Raw genomic sequence first — 18,285 nt, forward strand, 5'->3', positions numbered from 1 at the left:
GCTTAAAAAACAGCAGTTTGAGCAGCATCAAAATAAGGCGAGAGTGTAGTAGCAAATGAGTACGCTGACGAATGAGAAATTATATGGAGAAAGCGATGTTCAGATAAATTCAACTAATAACCAAAACTGTGGGAGCATCTTTACCTTATAGATAAAAACAGCGACAATACCCAGCGCATGTCAAACTGAAGTACAAACTCGACGATGACCCACGAATACCAAGACCTTATCACTATTTTTAATGACACCTTTTTAGACCAATTTAATACGAAATTGGAGTTAGGTGGTGATGAGCCTATTTATCTTCCTGCTGATGATGAACATCCTCATCATCGGATTATTTTTGCTCGGGGTTTTTATGCCTCCGCATTACACGAAATCTCGCATTGGTGTGTGGCAGGGCCAGAGCGTCGTTTGCTGGAAGATTTTGGCTATTGGTATGAACCTGATGGGCGCACGGCAGAAGTTCAAGCGGAGTTTGAGAAAGTTGAAGTGCGTCCGCAAGCTTATGAATGGATTCTGGCACAAAGTGCTGGCTTCCCTTTTACGGTGAGTTGTGACAATCTACACGGCGATTTTGAACCAGATAGGCTCGGCTTTATGCAGAAAGTGCATAAAGAAGTGTTAGGTATTTTGGAAGCTGGCTTGCCTTTGCGAGTGAAAATGCTTTCGGATGCTCTGCGTGCGTTTTACCAAACCAAGCCGCTGGAAGCGTCAGACTTTTGCGTTAAATAACCTCAAATAACCTCAGAGATACACCATGATTATTGAATTTGAAGAAAAACTACTGGAACTGATTGATGCTCGAATTGAAACAGCATCTGACGATGAATTGTTTGCTGGTGGTTATCTACGTGGTCACATCTCTTTGTCTGCGGCATCTTGTGAAGAAGAAGGCATTAGCGATATTACTGAGCTGAAGTCACGCATTGAGAGCAGTTTGGAAGACGCTCGTACCGAGTTAAGCCCAGCTGATCGCGCGATCGTCAGTGACTTGTGGCAAGAACTGCAGGCTCAGGCTTAATCTCCGAACGTCGTTCTCCATTTATTAGTCCAAATCATTTACTACTTCGAAAAATTCGAACCTCTCCATAAAATTTTTGTGGTTGTAGCGAAACTGTTCAACTTTTATTCTGGTTAGCATAAAACGTGAACAAAGGATTACAACCATGAAAATTGTCGCATTTGGTGCTTCTACCAGCTCTACCTCAATCAACAAATTACTTGCTACATACGCAGCAAACCAAGTCGAAGACGCTCAAGTGAACGTTTTAGACTTAAACAATTATCAAGTACCGATGTTTAGCGAAGACAAAGAGAAAGAAATTGGTCAAGCTGAAGGTGCAGTCGCATTTTTACGTGATTTGGCTGAGGCTGACGCTATTGCTGTTTCCTTCGCAGAGCATAACGGTTCATACCCAGCAGCGTATAAAAACCTATTTGATTGGGCGACGCGCATTGAGCGCAACGTATTCCAAAACAAGCCAGTCGTTTACCTAGCAACTTCTCCTGGTCCGGGTGGCGCACAGAGCGTTCTTGCTGCGGCAACAGGTTCCGCGCAATTTTTCGGAGCAGATGTGAAAGCATCGCTATCTGTGCCGAGCTTCTACGAGAACTTTGACGTGGAGTCTGGTGAGGCGGTAAATCCGGAAGTAGCAGAGCAAGTGAAACAAGCAATTGCACAGCTGAAGTAATTTCAACACGAGTGACTTAATGAGTTAGCGATTCCCGACACATACCTGCGTCGGGAATGTAAACGAGAGAATACTCTTACAGCTCAGTAATGGCTTTGCCTTTTCTTAGTTTACGAACCCACATTCGACTTGGATGAAGTTCGGTCAATACATCAACAGGTAATGGCAGCGGGTCTCCACAGATTTGCGAGGCCAACACTTCAGCTAACAATGGTGCAGAGCTCAGCCCACGAGATCCTAAACCTAAGAAGCAGAATAAGTTAGTGAACTGATGAACGGTTTCTACCTCTTCTGCTTTTTGATTTTGTAAGTTGGCGTATTGCGTTTTTATCGTCTCAAAGTCACCCACATTTCCGACAAATGGTAAGTGATCTCGGCTCACGCAGCGAATACCTTGGCGAGATCGATTGCCCCTGATATCTACCTCTTTTGGCCATTCTTGGTTCGGTACGCACTTAACTAACTTTTCTGCGTTATCCTTCTGAGCGTTTTCATCAAATTCGTAGTCTAGGTGACTGCGATCGTAGCTCGCGCCTATGCACAGGTGCTGATTGTTTGGGTTAACAGGCGTCATGTAGCCGTCGTAACACAATACCGTTTTCAATTGACTCAGCGTTTCGGTTGCCGGAGCATGACTGACTTGCCCTTTCACCTGTCCCATCGGCAGGGAAGCGGTTTGGCTCAATGTCTGGAACTCATGGCCATTCGCAATCACAACGGTTGAGTGCTCAAATGTTTGACCATTGACCGTTAGTGTCCAAAGCTGATGCTCTTCATCCCAATTTAATGCTTCAACGTGATGTTCAAACTTCGTTGAGAGTAACGATGTCTGTTCTAACTGTTTGATTAACCCACGAGTTAGCTCGGCAGGGCACAACCACCCTCCCATTGGGTAGTGCACAGACGACATATCGATAGGTAATCCGATAGTATTCGCAGTTTCCTCGGCGGACAGTTTTTGAATCAATTCAGAAGGAAAATTACCCGCAAGCATCTTTTCCAGCTTATCAGCAGATTTTTCATCCCACATTAGCTGAGTTACACCACACCAATCGTGATCGAATGTAACCGACTCCGCAGCTTGTTCAATAAATTGTCTTGCAAACAAAAATGCAGGTGCAAAAACACGCGAAACACCAGTATGAGGACCGTTCAACAATGGATACACGGCCCCTTGACGATTCCCCGACGCTCCTTCGGCTGGTTGAGTGTCTTTGCAGTAAAGCGTGACGTTTTGGCCACGACGAACCAACGTTTTCGCTAACGCCGCGCTGGCAATACCGCCTCCGATTATGGCAATCGAATCAAGATTGCTGGACGCCGTGCGATTGAACCACGGAAGATGATTCGACTGCTTTTCGCGTTGTTCCATCGAGCCTGCGATCATTTCACGCTTGGTGCCAAAGCCTTTGACTTTTTTCATTGCAAAGCCAGCTTCGTTCAATCCTCGACGCACAAAGCCCGCTGCGGTAAAAGTGGCAACTGTACAGTCTTGCTTGGCCAACTTAGCCATGTTGTTGAACAGATTTTGGTTCCACATTTCTGGGTTTTTACTTGGCGCGAATCCATCTAAAAACCAAGCGTCAATCAAACCTTGTTCGTTGTATGGGACTTGCGGCATGCAGTCTTTGATGTCGCCAAACCAAAGGTCGAGTGTAATTGCGCCATCTTCAAGCACAATTCGGTGACACTCAGGTACGGCAGCAGGGTAGTGCTTTTGCAGCTTTTCTGCATACTCAGCCAACTCCGGCCACGCTTCGTGTGCTTTTTTCAAATCCGCTAGGCTTAGCGGGTATTTTTCAAAACTAATGAAGTGCAGCTCTTTTAGCGCTGCATCTGGGTGGTTGCGACGAAATTCATTAAACCATTGCCATACAGCAAGAAAGTTCAGTCCCGTGCCAAATCCGGTTTCACCAATAACAAAGCGTCTTTGGTCAAATTCCTGCCATCTTTCTGGGAGATGATTTTGTTTGAGGAAAACGTAGCGTGTCTCTTCAAGACCGTTTACGTTAGAGAAGTAAACATCATCAAATTGGTCTGAAACCGGAGTACCAGCTTCGTTCCAACCAAGTTCTGCGTTTTTTATTGAAGTCATAATGGTGCAAATTTGTGATTTGGCGCGGTAAGAATGGGGCGATTGTACGAATTTATGGGAAAGCTGACCACTTTTGTTGACTATCTTAGTTATCATCTAGCGGATTTTTGAATTATAGGAATGTCATAATGAAACGAGTCGTAATCACCGGTATGGGTATTGTTTCAAGTATCGGTAACAACGTCGAAGAAGTTCTAGCGTCTCTTAAAGCGGGCAAATCTGGCATCACTGCATCTGAGCAGTTCAAAGAACACGGTCTTCGTTCGCAAGTATGGGGTGACCTAAAAATCAACCCGGCGGAACACATCGACCGTAAGCAGATGCGCTTTATGGGTGATGCGGCTGCTTATGCATACCTATCAATGGAGCAGGCAATCGCAGACGCTGGTCTTACAGAGGATCAGGTTTCAAACGATCGTACCGGTATCGTTGCGGGTTCTGGCGGTGCTTCTGCATATAACCAAACGGTAGCGACAGACACGATGCGCGCAAAAGGCGTAAAACGAGTTGGCCCTTACATGGTTCCTCGTACTATGTCTTCTACGGTTTCCGCTTGTCTTGCTACGCCATTTAAGATTCGTGGTGTGAACTACTCAATGAGCTCTGCATGTGCTACTTCTGCACACTGTATCGGTCACGCGATGGAGCTTATTCAACTTGGTAAACAAGACATTGTTTTTGCTGGTGGCGGTGAAGAGCTTGATTGGTCTCAAACCATGATGTTTGACGCTATGGGTGCGCTGTCAACGAAATACAACGACACTCCAGACAAAGCATCTCGTACGTATGATGCGGACCGTGATGGTTTCGTTATCTCTGGCGGTGGCGGCATGCTGGTTATCGAAGAACTTGAGCACGCTCTAGCACGTGGCGCGAAAATCTACGGTGAGATCGTAGGTTACGGTGCGACTTCAGATGGCTATGACATGGTAGCACCATCAGGTGAAGGCGCGATCCGTTGTATGAAGATGGCGATGCAAGACGTTGACGGTGTGGATTACATCAACACGCACGGCACGTCGACACCAGTTGGTGACGTGAAAGAGCTTGGTGCGATCCAACAATTGTTTGGTGAGAACAGCCCAGCAATCTCTGCAACAAAAGCAATGACTGGTCACGCACTAGGCGCCGCTGGTGTGCACGAAGCGATTTACTCAACACTTATGCTAGACAAAAACTTCATTGCTCCAAGCATCAATATTGAAAACTTGGACGAAGCAGCTCAAGGTCTAGACATCGTGACAGAAGCACGTGATGCAGAGTTAACAACCGTAATGTCAAACAGCTTTGGCTTTGGCGGCACAAACGCAACTTTGGTTATTAAAAAGTACCAAGGTTAACTGAATTTGTTGGCGCGCCACGTGAGTGAGTACAGCGTCAACAATCCAGTTTCCAGAGCTTGATCAGTCACACTGATCGAACAGACGCAGACTCTATCCCATGGAGAGCGGGATAGGATCCTTTTGTTCTGGAACTTTGCCCGGCTATTTAGCCGGGCTTTTTCTTTTCTCAATTTCTGCTTTTTACATTGCTTCCCGTTAAACGATTTCTTTGGAACTAATCTTCTTGAGGTTTATTAGGGTTATTTCTTGAGATTTTTAGGGAAAAGGGCACAATCGTTTTAGTTTCGCATCTTGCGAATAAACGAACTCATACAAATGGATGTTAAAACGCTGGCGCTATGAAAATTATTGTTGATGAAAATATGCCGTACGCTGAAGAGCTATTCAGCCAACTCGGTGAAGTGATTCTAAAACCAGGTCGTACACTGACGGCTGATGATTTAGTGGATGTTGATGCCCTAATGATTCGCTCGGTAACCAAAGTGAATGCCGATCTAATCAGCAAAGCAAACAAGCTAAAGTTTGTTGGTACCGCAACAGCAGGTATGGATCATGTCGACCAAGCGCTTTTAAAAGAGAAAGGTATATTCTTCACCGCTGCGCCGGGTTGTAACAAAGTGGGTGTGGCGGAATACGCGTTCAGCGTGATGATGGTGCTCGCTCAGCAACAAGGCTTCTCGGTATTTGACAAGACGGTAGGTATTATTGGTGCAGGCCAAGTAGGTAGCTACCTAGAGAAATGTTTGAAAGGCATGGGGATTAAAGTTCTCATCAATGACCCATTCAAACAAGAGGCTGGTGATCCTCGTAGCTTTACTCCGTTGACAGAACTGATTGAAGGCTCAGACATCATTACGCTGCACACGCCAATCACCAGAGATGGTCCATATCCAACTCATCACTTAATTGATGAAACGGTTTTAAACTCGCTTCGTGGTGATCAGATTTTGATTAACGCCGCGCGAGGTCCAATCGTTGATAACGAGGCATTGAAGCAACGTCTTTTGAAAAACGACGGTTTTACCGCAGCGCTTGACGTATTTGAATTTGAACCAGAGGTTGATATGGAGCTTCTGCCTCTGCTAGCATTCGCAACCCCTCACGTTGCAGGCTACGGCTTGGAAGGGAAAGCTCGCGGTACGACGATGATTTTCAACAGCTACTGTGAGTTCTTAAATAACGAATTACGTGCGCATGCCAGCGATTTACTGCCAACCGCGCCTGTTCCTACTATGGTATTGGACAGAGCTTGGGATGAAGCAACACTGCATAACATCACGCAGTTAATCTATGATGTGCGTAGAGATGACGCTCTTTTCCGTCGTGAGATCAGTAAGCCAGGTGCTTTTGACCTGATGCGTAAAAACTACTGGGATCGCCGTGAATACAGCGCTGTCACGCTAGTGGGTAACAAAACATGTAACCTTGCTCCATTAGCAGAACTAGGTTTTCAGATTGAGGTAAGTCAATGAGCCAGCAATATAATGTTGCCATTTTAGGTGCGACCGGTGCGGTCGGTGAAACAATTTTAGAAGTGCTTCAAGAACGTAAATTCCCAGTGGGTGACATTCACTTATTGGCAAGTGAGCGTAGCGAAGGCAAGACTTATCGCTTTAATGGCAAAACGGTTCGTGTACAGAACGTTGAAGAGTTTGATTGGTCTCAAGCTCATATTGCGTTGTTCTCTGCTGGTGGTGAGCTATCTGAAAAATGGGCGCCAATCGCGGCAGATGAAGGTGTTATCGTTATCGACAACACTTCACACTTCCGTTACGAGTACGACATTCCTCTCGTTGTGCCAGAAGTAAACCCAGAAGCGATTGCAGAGTTTCGTAACCGTAACATTATTGCGAACCCAAACTGTTCGACCATTCAAATGCTGGTGGCACTAAAACCAATTCACGATGCAGTGGGTATTGAGCGTATTAACGTATCTACATACCAATCCGTATCTGGTGCGGGTAAAGCGGGCATTGACGAACTAGCAGGTCAAACGGCTAAGCTTCTAAACGGTCTGCCAGCGGATAAGAAGCAATTCTCTCAACAGATTGCGTTTAACTGTATTCCGCAAATCGATCAGATGATGGAAAATGGCTACACCAAAGAAGAAATGAAAATGGTGTGGGAAACACAGAAGATCTTTAACGATCCATCAATCACAGTAAACCCAACGTGTGTGCGTGTGCCGGTATTCTATGGTCATGCTGAAGCGCTTCACATTGAGACTCGCTCTCCAATCGATGCACAAGAAGTTGTTAACTTGCTTGAGCAAACAGAAGGCATTGAAGTCTTCCACGGTGATGACTTCCCGACACAAGTGCGTGATGCGGGCGGTAAAGATCATGTTATGGTTGGTCGAATCCGCAACGATATCAGCCACCACAGTGGTGTAAACTTGTGGGTTGTGGCGGATAACGTGCGTAAAGGCGCAGCAACTAACGCGGTACAAATCGCTGAAGTTCTGATCCGCGATTACTACTAAGTCACTTACCAGTTCATTTCAAAGCCTCGCACTGTGCGAGGCTTTTTTGTACGAACGGAACAAAATAGTGTGAGATTAGTACGAATATGGCGAGAGCCACACATTTTTTATTCTCAACGCTATAGTTTTGCATGTGATATCCGATATATTTAACCGATCACCATTTCAAATTGTATTTAGCACAAAACTGAGCCTTCTATGCGTCAAAATTATAAGCGTTTGTTAGCAGCCCTTGTGTTGATGAGCGCGACTCAGACATCATCAGTGGTTCAAGCCGAAGGAATTCGTCTTGTTGGACCGTCTGGTGAAGTGCAATCATCTCCGAGCTATGCTGAAGATATTGAGCGAGCATTACCTGCTCCTCCTGCAAATACTCAGCCGTCACGTTTCTTTGGTCCGACTGGTGAAAATCAAACACTATGGTCGATCGCTTCAGAATTAAGACCTTCACGCGGTGTTACCGTTCAACAAACGCTTCTTGCCATTTATCGAATTAACCCTCAAGCGTTTGAGAACCAAAACATTCATGAGTTGATCCCAGGGAGTCGACTACGAGTACCGTCTCTAGAGCAAGTGCAAAGCGCGACTACAGAACAAGCTGTTGCGATCATGAAGGCGCACGAGGCTAAGTTAAAACAGCCGAAGCCGACAAATAGAGCCACGCCAGCGCAACGCGTCGCCGAGCAACCAAAGCCACAAATAAAAGTAGAACCCAAGCCTGTTGCTCCTAAACCAGAAACCACTGTAGCTGCGGAACCAAAACCGGTTCAAAAAACAATACCAGTTATTCCTGCGCCACCTGTGAACACCTCTCCGCAGGGTGAAAAGCAGGTCAGTGCGTTAAAAGACAAACTTCAAGGCTCACAAAGTGAATTAGAGTCATTGGAAGAGAAGAACCATCGTCTTCGCTTAATGTTGTCAGAAGTGCAAAGCGAAGTTGAAACCTTGAAAAATGAGCTGAATGACGAAGAACGCATTCGCTCGGAAGTCGAGAAACTGCTTGCTGAAGAGCGCCAGCGCCTTGCTGAGCAACAACGCATGCAGCCAAGTACGATTGACAAGATTTTGTCTAATGGTTGGCTTGTCGGCTTAGCGGCGCTTATTCCAGGTGCATTGCTGGCACTGTTGGTTGTGATGTTGCTTGGTCGCCGTTCTAAAAACAAAGAGGAAGAGCCTGCTGCGCAATCGCCGCAGGAAACCGATCCATTAGCTGCGCCAATTGGTTTAGCGGCGACGGACGAGCTGGATGAAGAACTCACACTTGATGATGAGTTGTTCGCAGATGAAGATATAAATACTCAGGCTACACAAGAAGAGAAGCCAGATTTAGAAGAAGACGTCTTTGCCAACCTTGACGATGAAGAACTGGATTTCAACCTAGAAGGGGATGATGACCCATTTGCGGGTATCGGTGATGACGGCGACCTGGATGTTGGTCTGGATGAGTTTGAGTCATCGAACAATGGTATCCAAGTTAACGGCGAAGAAAAAGCGCTTGGTTTAGAAGAGATGGAGCGAGCCTTAGATGAGGTTGCTCCAGAACTAGAAGTGCTCGATGACGATGAGGCTGGCTTCGATCTTTCAGATGATACGAACGAGAAAGCAGACTCGCTTTCAGACGACGCGTTTGCGGAACTACTTGCAGCAGATGAGCCGTCAGAAGAGTTACCAAGTGACACTGTCGATCAGGATATGCTTGATGACTTGTTTGCGGAACTTGGCAATGACGACTTCGACCTAGATACCGATGAACCTGAACTAAAACAGCCCGTATCGGATGATGATTTCAGCGCAGGAGAGGCATCTGATGACGATATCGATAAGCTATTAGCTCAATACGAGCAGCCTGTTACTGAGTCGACAGAAGTTGAAGGTGACGCCAGCGAAGACGTCGTTCTAGATGAAAACAGTACGGACTTACTCGATGAACTGATCGATTTTGACGAAGATGAAACAGACGACGAGTTTGACCCACTGAATGAGCTAGAAGCACTCTCTGGTTTTGAAGGCGATGACTCGATTGAAGAGTTAGATGCAGATAGCACAGATTTACTAGATGAACTCATTGATGACGTTACATCCGAACTGGATGAAGAGACAGGAACTGAGACTGAGTTAGACCCGTTTGATGATCTGATTCGAGAGGACGAAAGCCCTGCACAGAATAAATCGCAAGAGGAAGAGTTACTCGCTTCACTTGGTTTTGGCGAACCAGACGGCGACGAAAAACCATCTTCAATAGCCGAGTCAGAGCCCGCTCATGAAGAGCCGGAAATTGAGTCTGGTTTGGACATCGACGCTTTATTAAGTGACAGTCAACCAGATCCGCAACAAACAGCGCCAGAGCAACCATTAACCGAGCCAGAAACTGCTTCAGAGCCATTTAGCAGCGATGAGTTTCTGGGTGATTTAGAGGACCTCTCACCAGAGAACGATCCTTTAATGAGCGAGCTAGACGACTTGTTTGAGTCAGACAGTGAAGAGCTTCAGCCTACAGAGCAAGAAAAAGCGGACTTTTCTGCTGAACTGGATGCACTATTTGATACTGAAGATGATTTAACGCAACAACAAGTTGAAGAGCCGCAAGCTGAGATAGAGGAATCTTCGCCACAACAAGAAGAGGATGCCAATTCTAAGTCAACGCAAGATGCATCAGTAGAGCCTGATGCTAAAGTGCCGCCTCAAGTTGATACAGAAGAAGACGCCCCAGCGTTCACTCCGACACCAAATACAGTAGAAAATGAATTTGGTGTTCCACAAGAAGAAGATTGGCTACTGGATGAGCCTGAACTAGAAAGTGAAACTCAACCAGAACAAGAACAAAACTCGGGTAGCAAAAGTGAGCCAGAAAGTTCAGAACTAGCATCAGAAACTGATTCGGCCACCAATGCAGAAGAAGAGTTCGATTTTGATGAACTCGATCTACCAGAGTTCAGTGAAGAAGACGCACTGGCGTCCATGGCGGACGAACCTGCGTTTGATGAACCAGAGCCTGTCGAGCCTGAGCGCTCTGAAGCTGATTCGGCCACTGAAGCAGAAGATGAATTCAATTTTGATGAACTCGATCTACCAGAGTTTAGCGAAGAGGACGCATTGGCGTCTATGGCGGGCGAACCTGCGTTAGATGACCCAGAATCTATCGAGCCTGAGCGCTCTGAAGCTGAGTCGGCGACTGAAGCAGAAGAAGAGTTCGATTTCGATGAACTCGAACTGCCAGAGTTTAGTGAAGAGGATGCATTGGCGTCCATGGCAGGCGAACCTACGTTAGATGAACCAGAATCTATCGAGCCTGAGCGCTCTGAAGCTGAGTCGGCGACTGAAGCAGAAGAAGAGTTCGATTTCGACGAACTCGAACTGCCAGAGTTCAGCGAAGAGGACGCATTGGCGTCCATGGCAGGCGAACCTACGTTAGATGAACCAGAATCTATCGAGCCTGAGCGCTCTGAAGTTGAGTCGGCGACTGAAGCAGAAGAAGAGTTCGATTTCGATGAACTCGATCTACCAGAGTTCAGCGAAGAGGACGCATTGGCGTCTATGGCGGGCGAACCTACGTTAGATGAACCAGAATTTATCGAGCCTGAGCGCTCTGAAGCTGAGTCTGCTACTGAAGCAGAAGAGTTCGATTTTGATGAACTCGAACTGCCAGAATTCAGTGAAGAAGATGCATTGGCGTCTATGGAAGAAGAGCCAGAATTACCGAGTTCTGAAACCGCAGATATAGAACCAATCTCCGGTGAGGATGAAGAGCTAAGTTTTGACGACCAAGATCTTCCTGAGTTCAATGAGGAAGATGTTCTCGCATCAATGAATGAGAGTGCGCCAGAGACTCCTAATGTTGAAGCTGAGACATCGAGACCAACTCTTCAAGCCGATAACGATCATGATGCTTTGTTTGAAGTTTTTGCGCAGCAAAACGGTTTTGATACTGAACCAGAAGTGCAGCCAACGGCGACAGAGGGTGAGCCACTAAGTGACTTAGATGATGAATCTTCAATGGCTAACCTTCTTGCTGAAGACGCAAGTTCAGAGGTATTTGAAGGTCAGTTAGACAGTGACACCATCGCAAGCGCAGGTATGGATTTTGAAACCATGCTTGATGTTGGAGATGATTGGGATGGCTTTAAACCAGCTGCCGATAGTGTAAGTTCTACGGAAGATGTGCCTGAGGACCAGCGTGATGTTTGGGATTCGAGTGACGCACTAAGTCAGCCAGAGATCGAGCAAGAAAACTGGGCAGAGCAAAGCGACTTGGATGACTTCGACCCAAAGAAAAATCAATTTATGACGATTGATGAATTGATGGCTCAGGTCGATAAAGAAGGTGGTGAATTCGAAGAAGAAGATCTGAAGCTTGATGTCGGATTGAACGAGTTTCCAGATGTTATCGGTGAGATCGGCGATGTTGACGTAGATAGCAACGCTGAAGCTGCCGGAAAACTGGACCTTGCTAAAATCTATCTTGAGATGAATGATTCTCAAGGGGCGATAAAGCTACTAGAAGAGGCGATTGTTTACGGAGAAGATGATATTCGCCGCGAAGCAAAGAGCCTGATTGATGCCATTAATGGCCGATAAATCGAAAAGGGTAGCGTTGGCTACCCTTTTTGTGTCTTGCTAGTATGGTGATGCCTTTACGTCATCCTTGTTGAAACTGGCAACTTGAGGTGACTTGAGTATATACTTCCCGCCCCATTTTAGAGTTCGAAGGTTAAGATGAGAATCGCATTAGGTATCGAGTACAACGGTACAAACTACTTTGGTTGGCAGCGCCAAAGAGAAGTGAAAAGTGTCCAAGAAGAGCTAGAGAAAGCATTGTCCGTTATTGCTAATCACCCAGTTGAAGTGCAGTGTGCTGGTCGGACAGACGCTGGCGTGCATGGCACAGGACAAGTTGTGCACTTTGATACCAACGTTACTCGAAAAATGGTAGCTTGGACCATGGGCGCAAACGCGAACATGCCGAGTGATATAGCGGTTCGTTGGGCTAAGGAAGTCCCAGATGATTTCCATGCACGATTCTCAGCGACAGCGCGCCGTTATCGTTACATTATTTTCAATCATGCTTTACGACCTGGCATCTTAAACTCTGGTGTGAGCCACTATCATGGTGAGCTCGACGAGAAAAAAATGCATGAGGCAGGGCAGTATCTGCTTGGTGAAAATGATTTTACGTCGTTTCGTGCGGCGCATTGTCAGTCTCGTAGCCCATTTCGAAACTTGATGCATCTGAACGTTACGCGCCATGGGAACTATGTGGTTATTGATATTAAAGCCAATGCGTTCGTGCATCATATGGTTCGTAACATCACGGGTAGCTTGATAAAGGTTGGACGTGGTGAAGAGAGTCCTGAATGGATCAAATGGTTGCTAGAGGCTAAAGATCGCAAACTAGCGGGTGCGACAGCGAAAGCGGAAGGTCTGTACCTGGTAGATGTAGACTATCCAGAAGAATTTGGGTTACCTGAAGTGCCGATCGGTCCACTGTTTTTGCCAGATAATTTGAACTAATTTTACAAACTTATTTCAAAATATCGGTAGTGTTTACATTGAATGTGAGCGGAAAACATACGCTATTTATGATATCAAAAATAGGTACAACCAGTTTTTTATCTACAGTAGCTGCAAGATATGGTTTAATCCGTCGGTATTATGTCGAATTTATATCTTTCGCAATGAAGCGGAAGAGTTGAGAGAAAAGGTCTTCCATGAGTTGGCTTGAAAAGATTTTAGAGAAAAGCAACCTAGTAAGTTCACGCAAAGCTTCTATCCCAGAAGGTGTGTGGACTAAATGTACCTCTTGTGAACAGGTTTTATACCATGCTGAACTAGAGCGTAACCTAGAAGTTTGTCCAAAGTGTAACCATCACATGCGCATGAAAGCGCGTCGTCGTTTGGAAACGTTTTTAGATGAAGGTAATCGAGTTGAATTAGGTACCGAACTTGAGCCACAGGATAAACTGAAATTTAAAGATTCTAAGCGATACAAAGAGCGTATCTCTGCAGCACAAAAAAACAGCGGAGAGAAAGATGCGCTAGTTGTGATGCAAGGTGAACTGCTTGGTCTACCCCTTGTGGCGTGTGCGTTTGAATTCTCTTTTATGGGCGGTTCAATGGGTTCAGTTGTTGGTGCTCGCTTCGTAAAAGCGGTGGATGCAGCAATTGAAAACAATTGTGCACTTGTTTGTTTCTCAGCAAGTGGTGGCGCTCGTATGCAAGAGGCATTGATGTCTCTTATGCAAATGGCAAAAACCAGTGCTGCGCTTGAGCGTCTATCAGAAAAAGGTCTGCCGTTTATTTCGGTTCTAACTGACCCTACAATGGGTGGTGTATCAGCAAGTTTGGCTATGTTGGGTGATATCAACATCGGTGAACCTAAGGCGCTGATTGGCTTTGCTGGTCGTCGTGTTATCGAGCAAACAGTGCGTGAAGATCTTCCTGAAGGTTTCCAGCGTAGTGAGTTCCTGCTTGATCACGGTGCGATTGATATGATCGTTGACCGTCGTGAAATGCGTCAGCGTGTGGGTGGTCTAATCGCTAAGATGACTAACCACAAGTCTCCTTTGGTGGTTTCGGTTAACGAATCTCCAAATGAAGAACCATATTCTGTACCAGAAGCGGACGAAAAAGGGTAAAGTATCAACTAACATAAAAACCAAAGAATTTAATGGTTAAAGTTAGATGACCCAAAACCCAATTCCTCAAGCCACATCTTCATTAGAGATGTGGCTTGATTATTTAGCAAATATTCATTCCTCAGCAATTGATCTAGGCTTAGACCGTGTCCAAGCGGTAGCAAACAAAGCCAATCTTACCAAACCAGCTCCAACCGTAATCACCGTTGCCGGCACCAATGGCAAAGGTTCAACGTGTGCGTTAATGGAAGCTATTTTACTCGATGCTGGCTATTCAGTCGGTGTTTACAGCTCTCCGCACCTGATTCGTTACAACGAGCGTGTACGCATTAATGGCGTCGACGTTGTAGATGCAAAGCACTGTGAAGCATTCGACTATGTAGAAAAGCAGCGTGGTGATATCAGCCTTAGCCTCTTTGAATTCGGTACGCTTGCTGCGCTACGTATTTTCCAAGTAGAGAAAGTTGACGTTGTGCTGCTTGAAGTAGGACTTGGCGGTCGTCTAGATGCCACCAACGTTGTCGACCATGATGTTTCTGTTATTACGAGCTTAGCGATCGACCATGTGGATTGGCTTGGTGATGACATCAATGTCATTGGTTTTGAAAAGGCAGGCATTTACCGTTCAGGGAAGCCAGCAATTTGTGGTCAACCAACGCCACCGGCGACCGTGGCGGCTCATGCTGACGATATTGGCTCTGAGTTCTTCCAAGTTGGTATTCAGTATGATTACCAACTAACTAATAATGGTTGGAAGTGGAGCAGTGGTGCATTTGCGTTAGAGGATTTACCTGTCCCATCGTTACCGCTACAAAATGCGGCAACAGCATTGATGGCGTTAGGAGCATCGGAATTGCAAATCACTGACATAAACATTGTTAATGGCTTGAATAATGCTCGCCTGGCAGGGCGTATGCAGGTACTGCATCACGAACCTGAAATAGTCCTTGATGTCGCTCATAACCCGCACTCTGCTGAGTATTTGGTAGAGAGAGTGAAGCAACAATATCTGGGTAAGAATATCCATATTGTGGTTGCAATGCTGCATGACAAAGACATTAAAGCAACCATTGAAGCGCTAACTCCAGTTGCAACACAATGGTATCCAGCGTCGCTTACTGGACCGAGAGCGGCGACAGCTGATGAATTGTGCCAATACTTACCTGATGGGCAAGTTCATTTTGGAAACCCTGTTGACGCCTTCGAGAGTGCGAGAAGCCACGCAAAGACAGGAGACGTTATTCTGGTGGTTGGCTCATTCCATACCGTCGGAGAGGTATTGGAACATTGGCAATCAAATAATAAATAAGTAAAGGTATTTTGATGGCAAGTAAATTCCAAAGTCGTTTAGTCGGCACCATCATTCTAGTCGCAGTCGGAGTGATTGTTCTTCCCGATGTGCTAGATGGTAAGAAACTGCACTACAAAGAAGAATTTGCCAGTATTCCTATCAAACCTGAACTTGATAGTGATGTGGAAAACTTCGAAATATTAGAGCCAGTGGAAGACGTTATAGCGTTACCGGACTCTCCAGTTGAAGCGGTGGTGCAGGAGCAAGAGGGCGCCCAAGTGGCTGCTTCTGAGCCTGACCCAACGCCGACGCCTAAACCAGAGGTCATCAAACAGCCAGAGCAAGTTGAGGTGGCCACTCGTCCTGTGCAAGAAAAAAATCAATATGAAGATTCTGCTTGGATCATTCAGTTGATGGCGCTTAAGAATCACGAAAATGCGGTCGCGCTTGTCGCTGATTTGCAAAAGCGTGGCTATCAAGCCCATACAAAGAAAGAAAACGAGTTTACGAGAGTGATTGTTGGCCCTGATGTGTCAAAAAGTAAACTTGAACGACAAGTCAAGGAATTACAAAAAATTACAGGCTCAAAAGGTCAATTGCTTAAATTTAAGCCATTAAATCCATAAGAAAACGTTTGCGTCAGCATTTTTTCTGTTAAAATGCGCGCCAACTTAAGATGAAGAAAACATGAATTGGATAGATTTTATCATTTTAGGTGTGATCGGATTTTCAGCTCTGATCAGTTTAGTTCGCGGTTTTGCTAAAGAAGCTTTGTCTTTGGTGATTTGGTTTGGAGCGTTTTTTATCTCCAGCAACTACTACGCCAAATTGGCGGTGTACTTCACCAACATCGAAGATGACATGTTTCGTAACGGAGCGGCGATTGCGGCGTTATTCGTCGCGACCTTGGTAGTTGGTGCAGTGGTGAATTACGTCATTGGTCAACTGGTACAAAAAACAGGGCTATCAGGTACGGACCGAATTCTTGGGATTGTATTTGGTGGTCTACGCGGAGTCTTAATTGTTTCTGCGGTGCTGTTTTTTATGGATGCGTTTACTGCATTCCCAAGCTCGGATTGGTGGAAAGATTCACAGTTGATCCCTGAGTTCAGCCGTATCATCGCCCCATTCTTCGAGCATTTACAAGCAACATCAAGTTTTCTGTCTGGCACTATCTAGTAGTGCCAGCTACTGTCGCAAATCGAGGATTAGGACATGTGTGGTATTGTTGGAATCGTGGGCACAACGCCTGTAAACCAGTCTATTTATGACGCGTTAACGGTGTTACAGCATCGTGGCCAAGATGCCGCTGGTATTTGTACCATAGAAAGCAATCGTTTTCGTCTGCGCAAGGCGAACGGTTTAGTCAAGGATGTATTTGAAGCAAGACATATGCAGCGCCTGCAAGGCGAGGTCGGAATTGGTCATGTTCGTTACCCAACAGCAGGCAGTTCAAGCGCTTCAGAAGCTCAACCTTTCTACGTAAACTCTCCTTTCGGTATTACACTTGCCCACAATGGCAACTTGACCAACGCTAACGAAGTTCGTCAAAAGCTGTTTGAAAAAGATCGCCGTCATATCAATACCACTTCAGACTCCGAAGTATTACTAAATGTACTGGCGCACGAAATTGACTCAGTAAAAGGAAATGTCACGACAGAAGACGTATTCCGCGCAGTCACCAATGTGCATCGCACAATTCGTGGTGCTTACGCTGTGACTGCCATGATTATCGGTCATGGTATGATTGCGTTTCGTGACCCACACGGTATTCGCCCTCTATGTTTAGGTAAGCGTGAAGTTAATGGCAGAGCGGAGTACATGGTTGCGTCTGAGTCGGTAGCATTGGATGCCGTCGGTTTTGATTTTGTTCGTGATGTTGCACCTGGTGAGGCGATCTACGCAACGTTTGACGGTGAACTGTACACGAAGCAGTGTGCAGACAATCCTAAGCTGAACCCTTGTATTTTCGAGTTCGTGTATTTTGCTCGTCCAGACTCGTTCATCGATAAAATTTCGGTATACAGTGCTCGCGTTGAAATGGGTAAAAAGTTAGGCGAACGTATTCGTGAAGACTACGCAAATCTTGATATTGATGTCGTTATTCCTATCCCTGAAACTTCATGTGATATCGCACTTCAAATCGCTCAAGCGATCGATATCCCTTACCGCCAAGGCTTCGTGAAAAACCGTTACGTGGGACGTACGTTTATCATGCCTGGTCAGCAACAACGTAAGAAATCTGTACGTCGCAAGTTGAATGCAATTCGTTCGGAGTTCAAAGATAAGAATGTGTTGCTGGTGGATGACTCTATCGTTCGTGGTACTACGTCAGAACAAATCATCGAAATGGCACGTGATTCTGGTGCGAAGAAAGTGTACATGGTATCAGCAGCACCAGAAGTTCGATTCCCGAACGTGTACGGCATTGATATGCCAAGTGCTACCGAGCTTATTGCTCATGGCCGTGACAACGATACAATTTGTAAGCAGATTGGTGCTGATGCATTGATTTATCAACGTCTAGAAGACTTGGTTGAGGCAGTCGGTCTTGGAAACCAAGATATTACTCAGTTCGATACATCCGTGTTTAACGGCGAATACGTAACGGGTGATATTGACCAACAATACCTAGACTTCTTAGATGGTCTTCGTAACGATGATGCGAAAACACAACTTGAAATCCAACAGGATTTAGCAAACCTAGAGCTGCATAACGAAGGCGCATAATAGGCGTTTTCTTGAGGC

At 45.8% G+C, this 18,285-nt stretch carries 14 protein-coding genes; 13 read left to right on the forward strand and 1 reads right to left on the reverse strand.

The annotated features are described in order from the left end of the window. The first annotated feature begins 204 nt into the window (after positions 1–204). The 3 genes from L3V32_RS08260 (at position 205) to L3V32_RS08270 (ending at position 1,694) form a co-directional block, all read left to right on the forward strand. Positions 205–735 (forward strand): elongation factor P hydroxylase, encoded by a 531-nt coding sequence (locus L3V32_RS08260; protein WP_012841543.1) that lies wholly within the window; start codon positions 205–207, stop codon positions 733–735. 25 nt (positions 736–760) lie between these two features. Next, on the forward strand, positions 761–1,024 hold the full coding sequence (locus L3V32_RS08265) for a YfcL family protein (protein ID WP_005397926.1): 264 nt from the start codon (positions 761–763) through the stop codon (positions 1,022–1,024). Positions 1,025–1,169: 145 nt separating this feature from the next. Then, positions 1,170–1,694: an NADPH-dependent FMN reductase gene (locus tag L3V32_RS08270; RefSeq protein ID WP_237284100.1), complete on the forward strand. Its 525-nt coding sequence runs from the start codon at positions 1,170–1,172 to the stop codon at positions 1,692–1,694. Between the two features lie 76 nt (positions 1,695–1,770). Here L3V32_RS08270 and mnmC read toward each other — a convergent pair whose 3' ends face one another. Beyond that, positions 1,771–3,789 carry a bifunctional tRNA (5-methylaminomethyl-2-thiouridine)(34)-methyltransferase MnmD/FAD-dependent 5-carboxymethylaminomethyl-2-thiouridine(34) oxidoreductase MnmC gene (mnmC, locus tag L3V32_RS08275; protein ID WP_237284101.1) on the reverse strand — a complete coding sequence of 673 codons (2,019 nt, stop codon included), beginning with the start codon at positions 3,787–3,789 and terminating at the stop codon, positions 1,771–1,773. A 128-nt stretch (positions 3,790–3,917) separates the two neighbouring features. On the opposite strand from mnmC, the gene fabB reads away from it, so the two are divergent. The 10 genes from fabB to purF all read left to right on the forward strand — a co-directional run bounded on the left by fabB (position 3,918) and on the right by purF (position 18,267). Continuing rightward, complete coding sequence (gene fabB, locus L3V32_RS08280) at positions 3,918–5,129, forward strand: beta-ketoacyl-ACP synthase I (RefSeq protein ID WP_006741726.1); 1,212 nt, start codon at positions 3,918–3,920, stop codon at positions 5,127–5,129. 341 nt (positions 5,130–5,470) lie between these two features. Then, the gene (locus L3V32_RS08285) at positions 5,471–6,604 is read left to right on the forward strand and encodes a 4-phosphoerythronate dehydrogenase (RefSeq protein WP_237284102.1); all 1,134 of its coding nucleotides are present in this window, start codon (positions 5,471–5,473) and stop codon (positions 6,602–6,604) included. After that, positions 6,601–7,614, forward strand: a complete 1,014-nt coding sequence (locus tag L3V32_RS08290) for an aspartate-semialdehyde dehydrogenase (protein ID WP_006741728.1) — start codon at positions 6,601–6,603, stop codon at positions 7,612–7,614. Before L3V32_RS08285 ends, L3V32_RS08290 begins: the two co-directional genes overlap by 4 nt. 198 nt (positions 7,615–7,812) lie before the next feature. Further along, positions 7,813–12,189: a FimV/HubP family polar landmark protein gene (locus L3V32_RS08295; protein ID WP_237284103.1), complete on the forward strand. Its 4,377-nt coding sequence runs from the start codon at positions 7,813–7,815 to the stop codon at positions 12,187–12,189. 138 nt (positions 12,190–12,327) lie between these two features. Then, positions 12,328–13,122: a tRNA pseudouridine(38-40) synthase TruA gene (gene truA / locus L3V32_RS08300; protein WP_005397196.1), complete on the forward strand. Its 795-nt coding sequence runs from the start codon at positions 12,328–12,330 to the stop codon at positions 13,120–13,122. A 197-nt stretch (positions 13,123–13,319) separates the two neighbouring features. Then, a complete protein-coding gene (gene accD / locus L3V32_RS08305; RefSeq protein ID WP_005397203.1) occupies positions 13,320–14,246 on the forward strand; it encodes an acetyl-CoA carboxylase, carboxyltransferase subunit beta in 927 nt (308 codons plus the stop codon). Positions 14,247–14,292: 46 nt separating this feature from the next. Then, entirely contained in the window at positions 14,293–15,555 is a 1,263-nt protein-coding gene (gene folC / locus L3V32_RS08310; protein ID WP_237284104.1) for a bifunctional tetrahydrofolate synthase/dihydrofolate synthase, read from the forward strand. 14 nt (positions 15,556–15,569) lie between these two features. After that, positions 15,570–16,163 (forward strand): SPOR domain-containing protein, encoded by a 594-nt coding sequence (locus L3V32_RS08315; RefSeq protein WP_237284105.1) that lies wholly within the window; start codon positions 15,570–15,572, stop codon positions 16,161–16,163. Between the two features lie 61 nt (positions 16,164–16,224). Next, complete coding sequence (locus tag L3V32_RS08320; protein WP_005380590.1) at positions 16,225–16,716, forward strand: CvpA family protein; 492 nt, start codon at positions 16,225–16,227, stop codon at positions 16,714–16,716. Positions 16,717–16,752: 36 nt separating this feature from the next. Beyond that, entirely contained in the window at positions 16,753–18,267 is a 1,515-nt protein-coding gene (purF, locus tag L3V32_RS08325) for an amidophosphoribosyltransferase (RefSeq protein WP_005397209.1), read from the forward strand. Positions 18,268–18,285 lie beyond the last annotated feature (18 nt).

Source organism: Vibrio sp. J2-4, from assembly GCF_021728155.1.
GTDB lineage: Bacteria > Pseudomonadota > Gammaproteobacteria > Enterobacterales > Vibrionaceae > Vibrio > Vibrio diabolicus.

What these genes read in the sequence shown, in the direction of transcription:
- L3V32_RS08260 (WP_012841543.1), top strand. Translation starts at nt 205, where the DNA reads ATGACCCACGAATACCAAGACCTTATCACTATTTTTAATGACACCTTT.
- L3V32_RS08265 (WP_005397926.1), top strand. Translation starts at nt 761, where the DNA reads ATGATTATTGAATTTGAAGAAAAACTACTGGAACTGATTGATGCTCGA.
- L3V32_RS08270 (WP_237284100.1), top strand. Translation starts at nt 1,170, where the DNA reads ATGAAAATTGTCGCATTTGGTGCTTCTACCAGCTCTACCTCAATCAAC.
- mnmC (WP_237284101.1), bottom strand. Translation starts at nt 3,789, where the DNA reads ATGACTTCAATAAAAAACGCAGAACTTGGTTGGAACGAAGCTGGTACT.
- fabB (WP_006741726.1), top strand. Translation starts at nt 3,918, where the DNA reads ATGAAACGAGTCGTAATCACCGGTATGGGTATTGTTTCAAGTATCGGT.
- L3V32_RS08285 (WP_237284102.1), top strand. Translation starts at nt 5,471, where the DNA reads ATGAAAATTATTGTTGATGAAAATATGCCGTACGCTGAAGAGCTATTC.
- L3V32_RS08290 (WP_006741728.1), top strand. Translation starts at nt 6,601, where the DNA reads ATGAGCCAGCAATATAATGTTGCCATTTTAGGTGCGACCGGTGCGGTC.
- L3V32_RS08295 (WP_237284103.1), top strand. Translation starts at nt 7,813, where the DNA reads ATGCGTCAAAATTATAAGCGTTTGTTAGCAGCCCTTGTGTTGATGAGC.
- truA (WP_005397196.1), top strand. Translation starts at nt 12,328, where the DNA reads ATGAGAATCGCATTAGGTATCGAGTACAACGGTACAAACTACTTTGGT.
- accD (WP_005397203.1), top strand. Translation starts at nt 13,320, where the DNA reads ATGAGTTGGCTTGAAAAGATTTTAGAGAAAAGCAACCTAGTAAGTTCA.
- folC (WP_237284104.1), top strand. Translation starts at nt 14,293, where the DNA reads ATGACCCAAAACCCAATTCCTCAAGCCACATCTTCATTAGAGATGTGG.
- L3V32_RS08315 (WP_237284105.1), top strand. Translation starts at nt 15,570, where the DNA reads ATGGCAAGTAAATTCCAAAGTCGTTTAGTCGGCACCATCATTCTAGTC.
- L3V32_RS08320 (WP_005380590.1), top strand. Translation starts at nt 16,225, where the DNA reads ATGAATTGGATAGATTTTATCATTTTAGGTGTGATCGGATTTTCAGCT.
- purF (WP_005397209.1), top strand. Translation starts at nt 16,753, where the DNA reads ATGTGTGGTATTGTTGGAATCGTGGGCACAACGCCTGTAAACCAGTCT.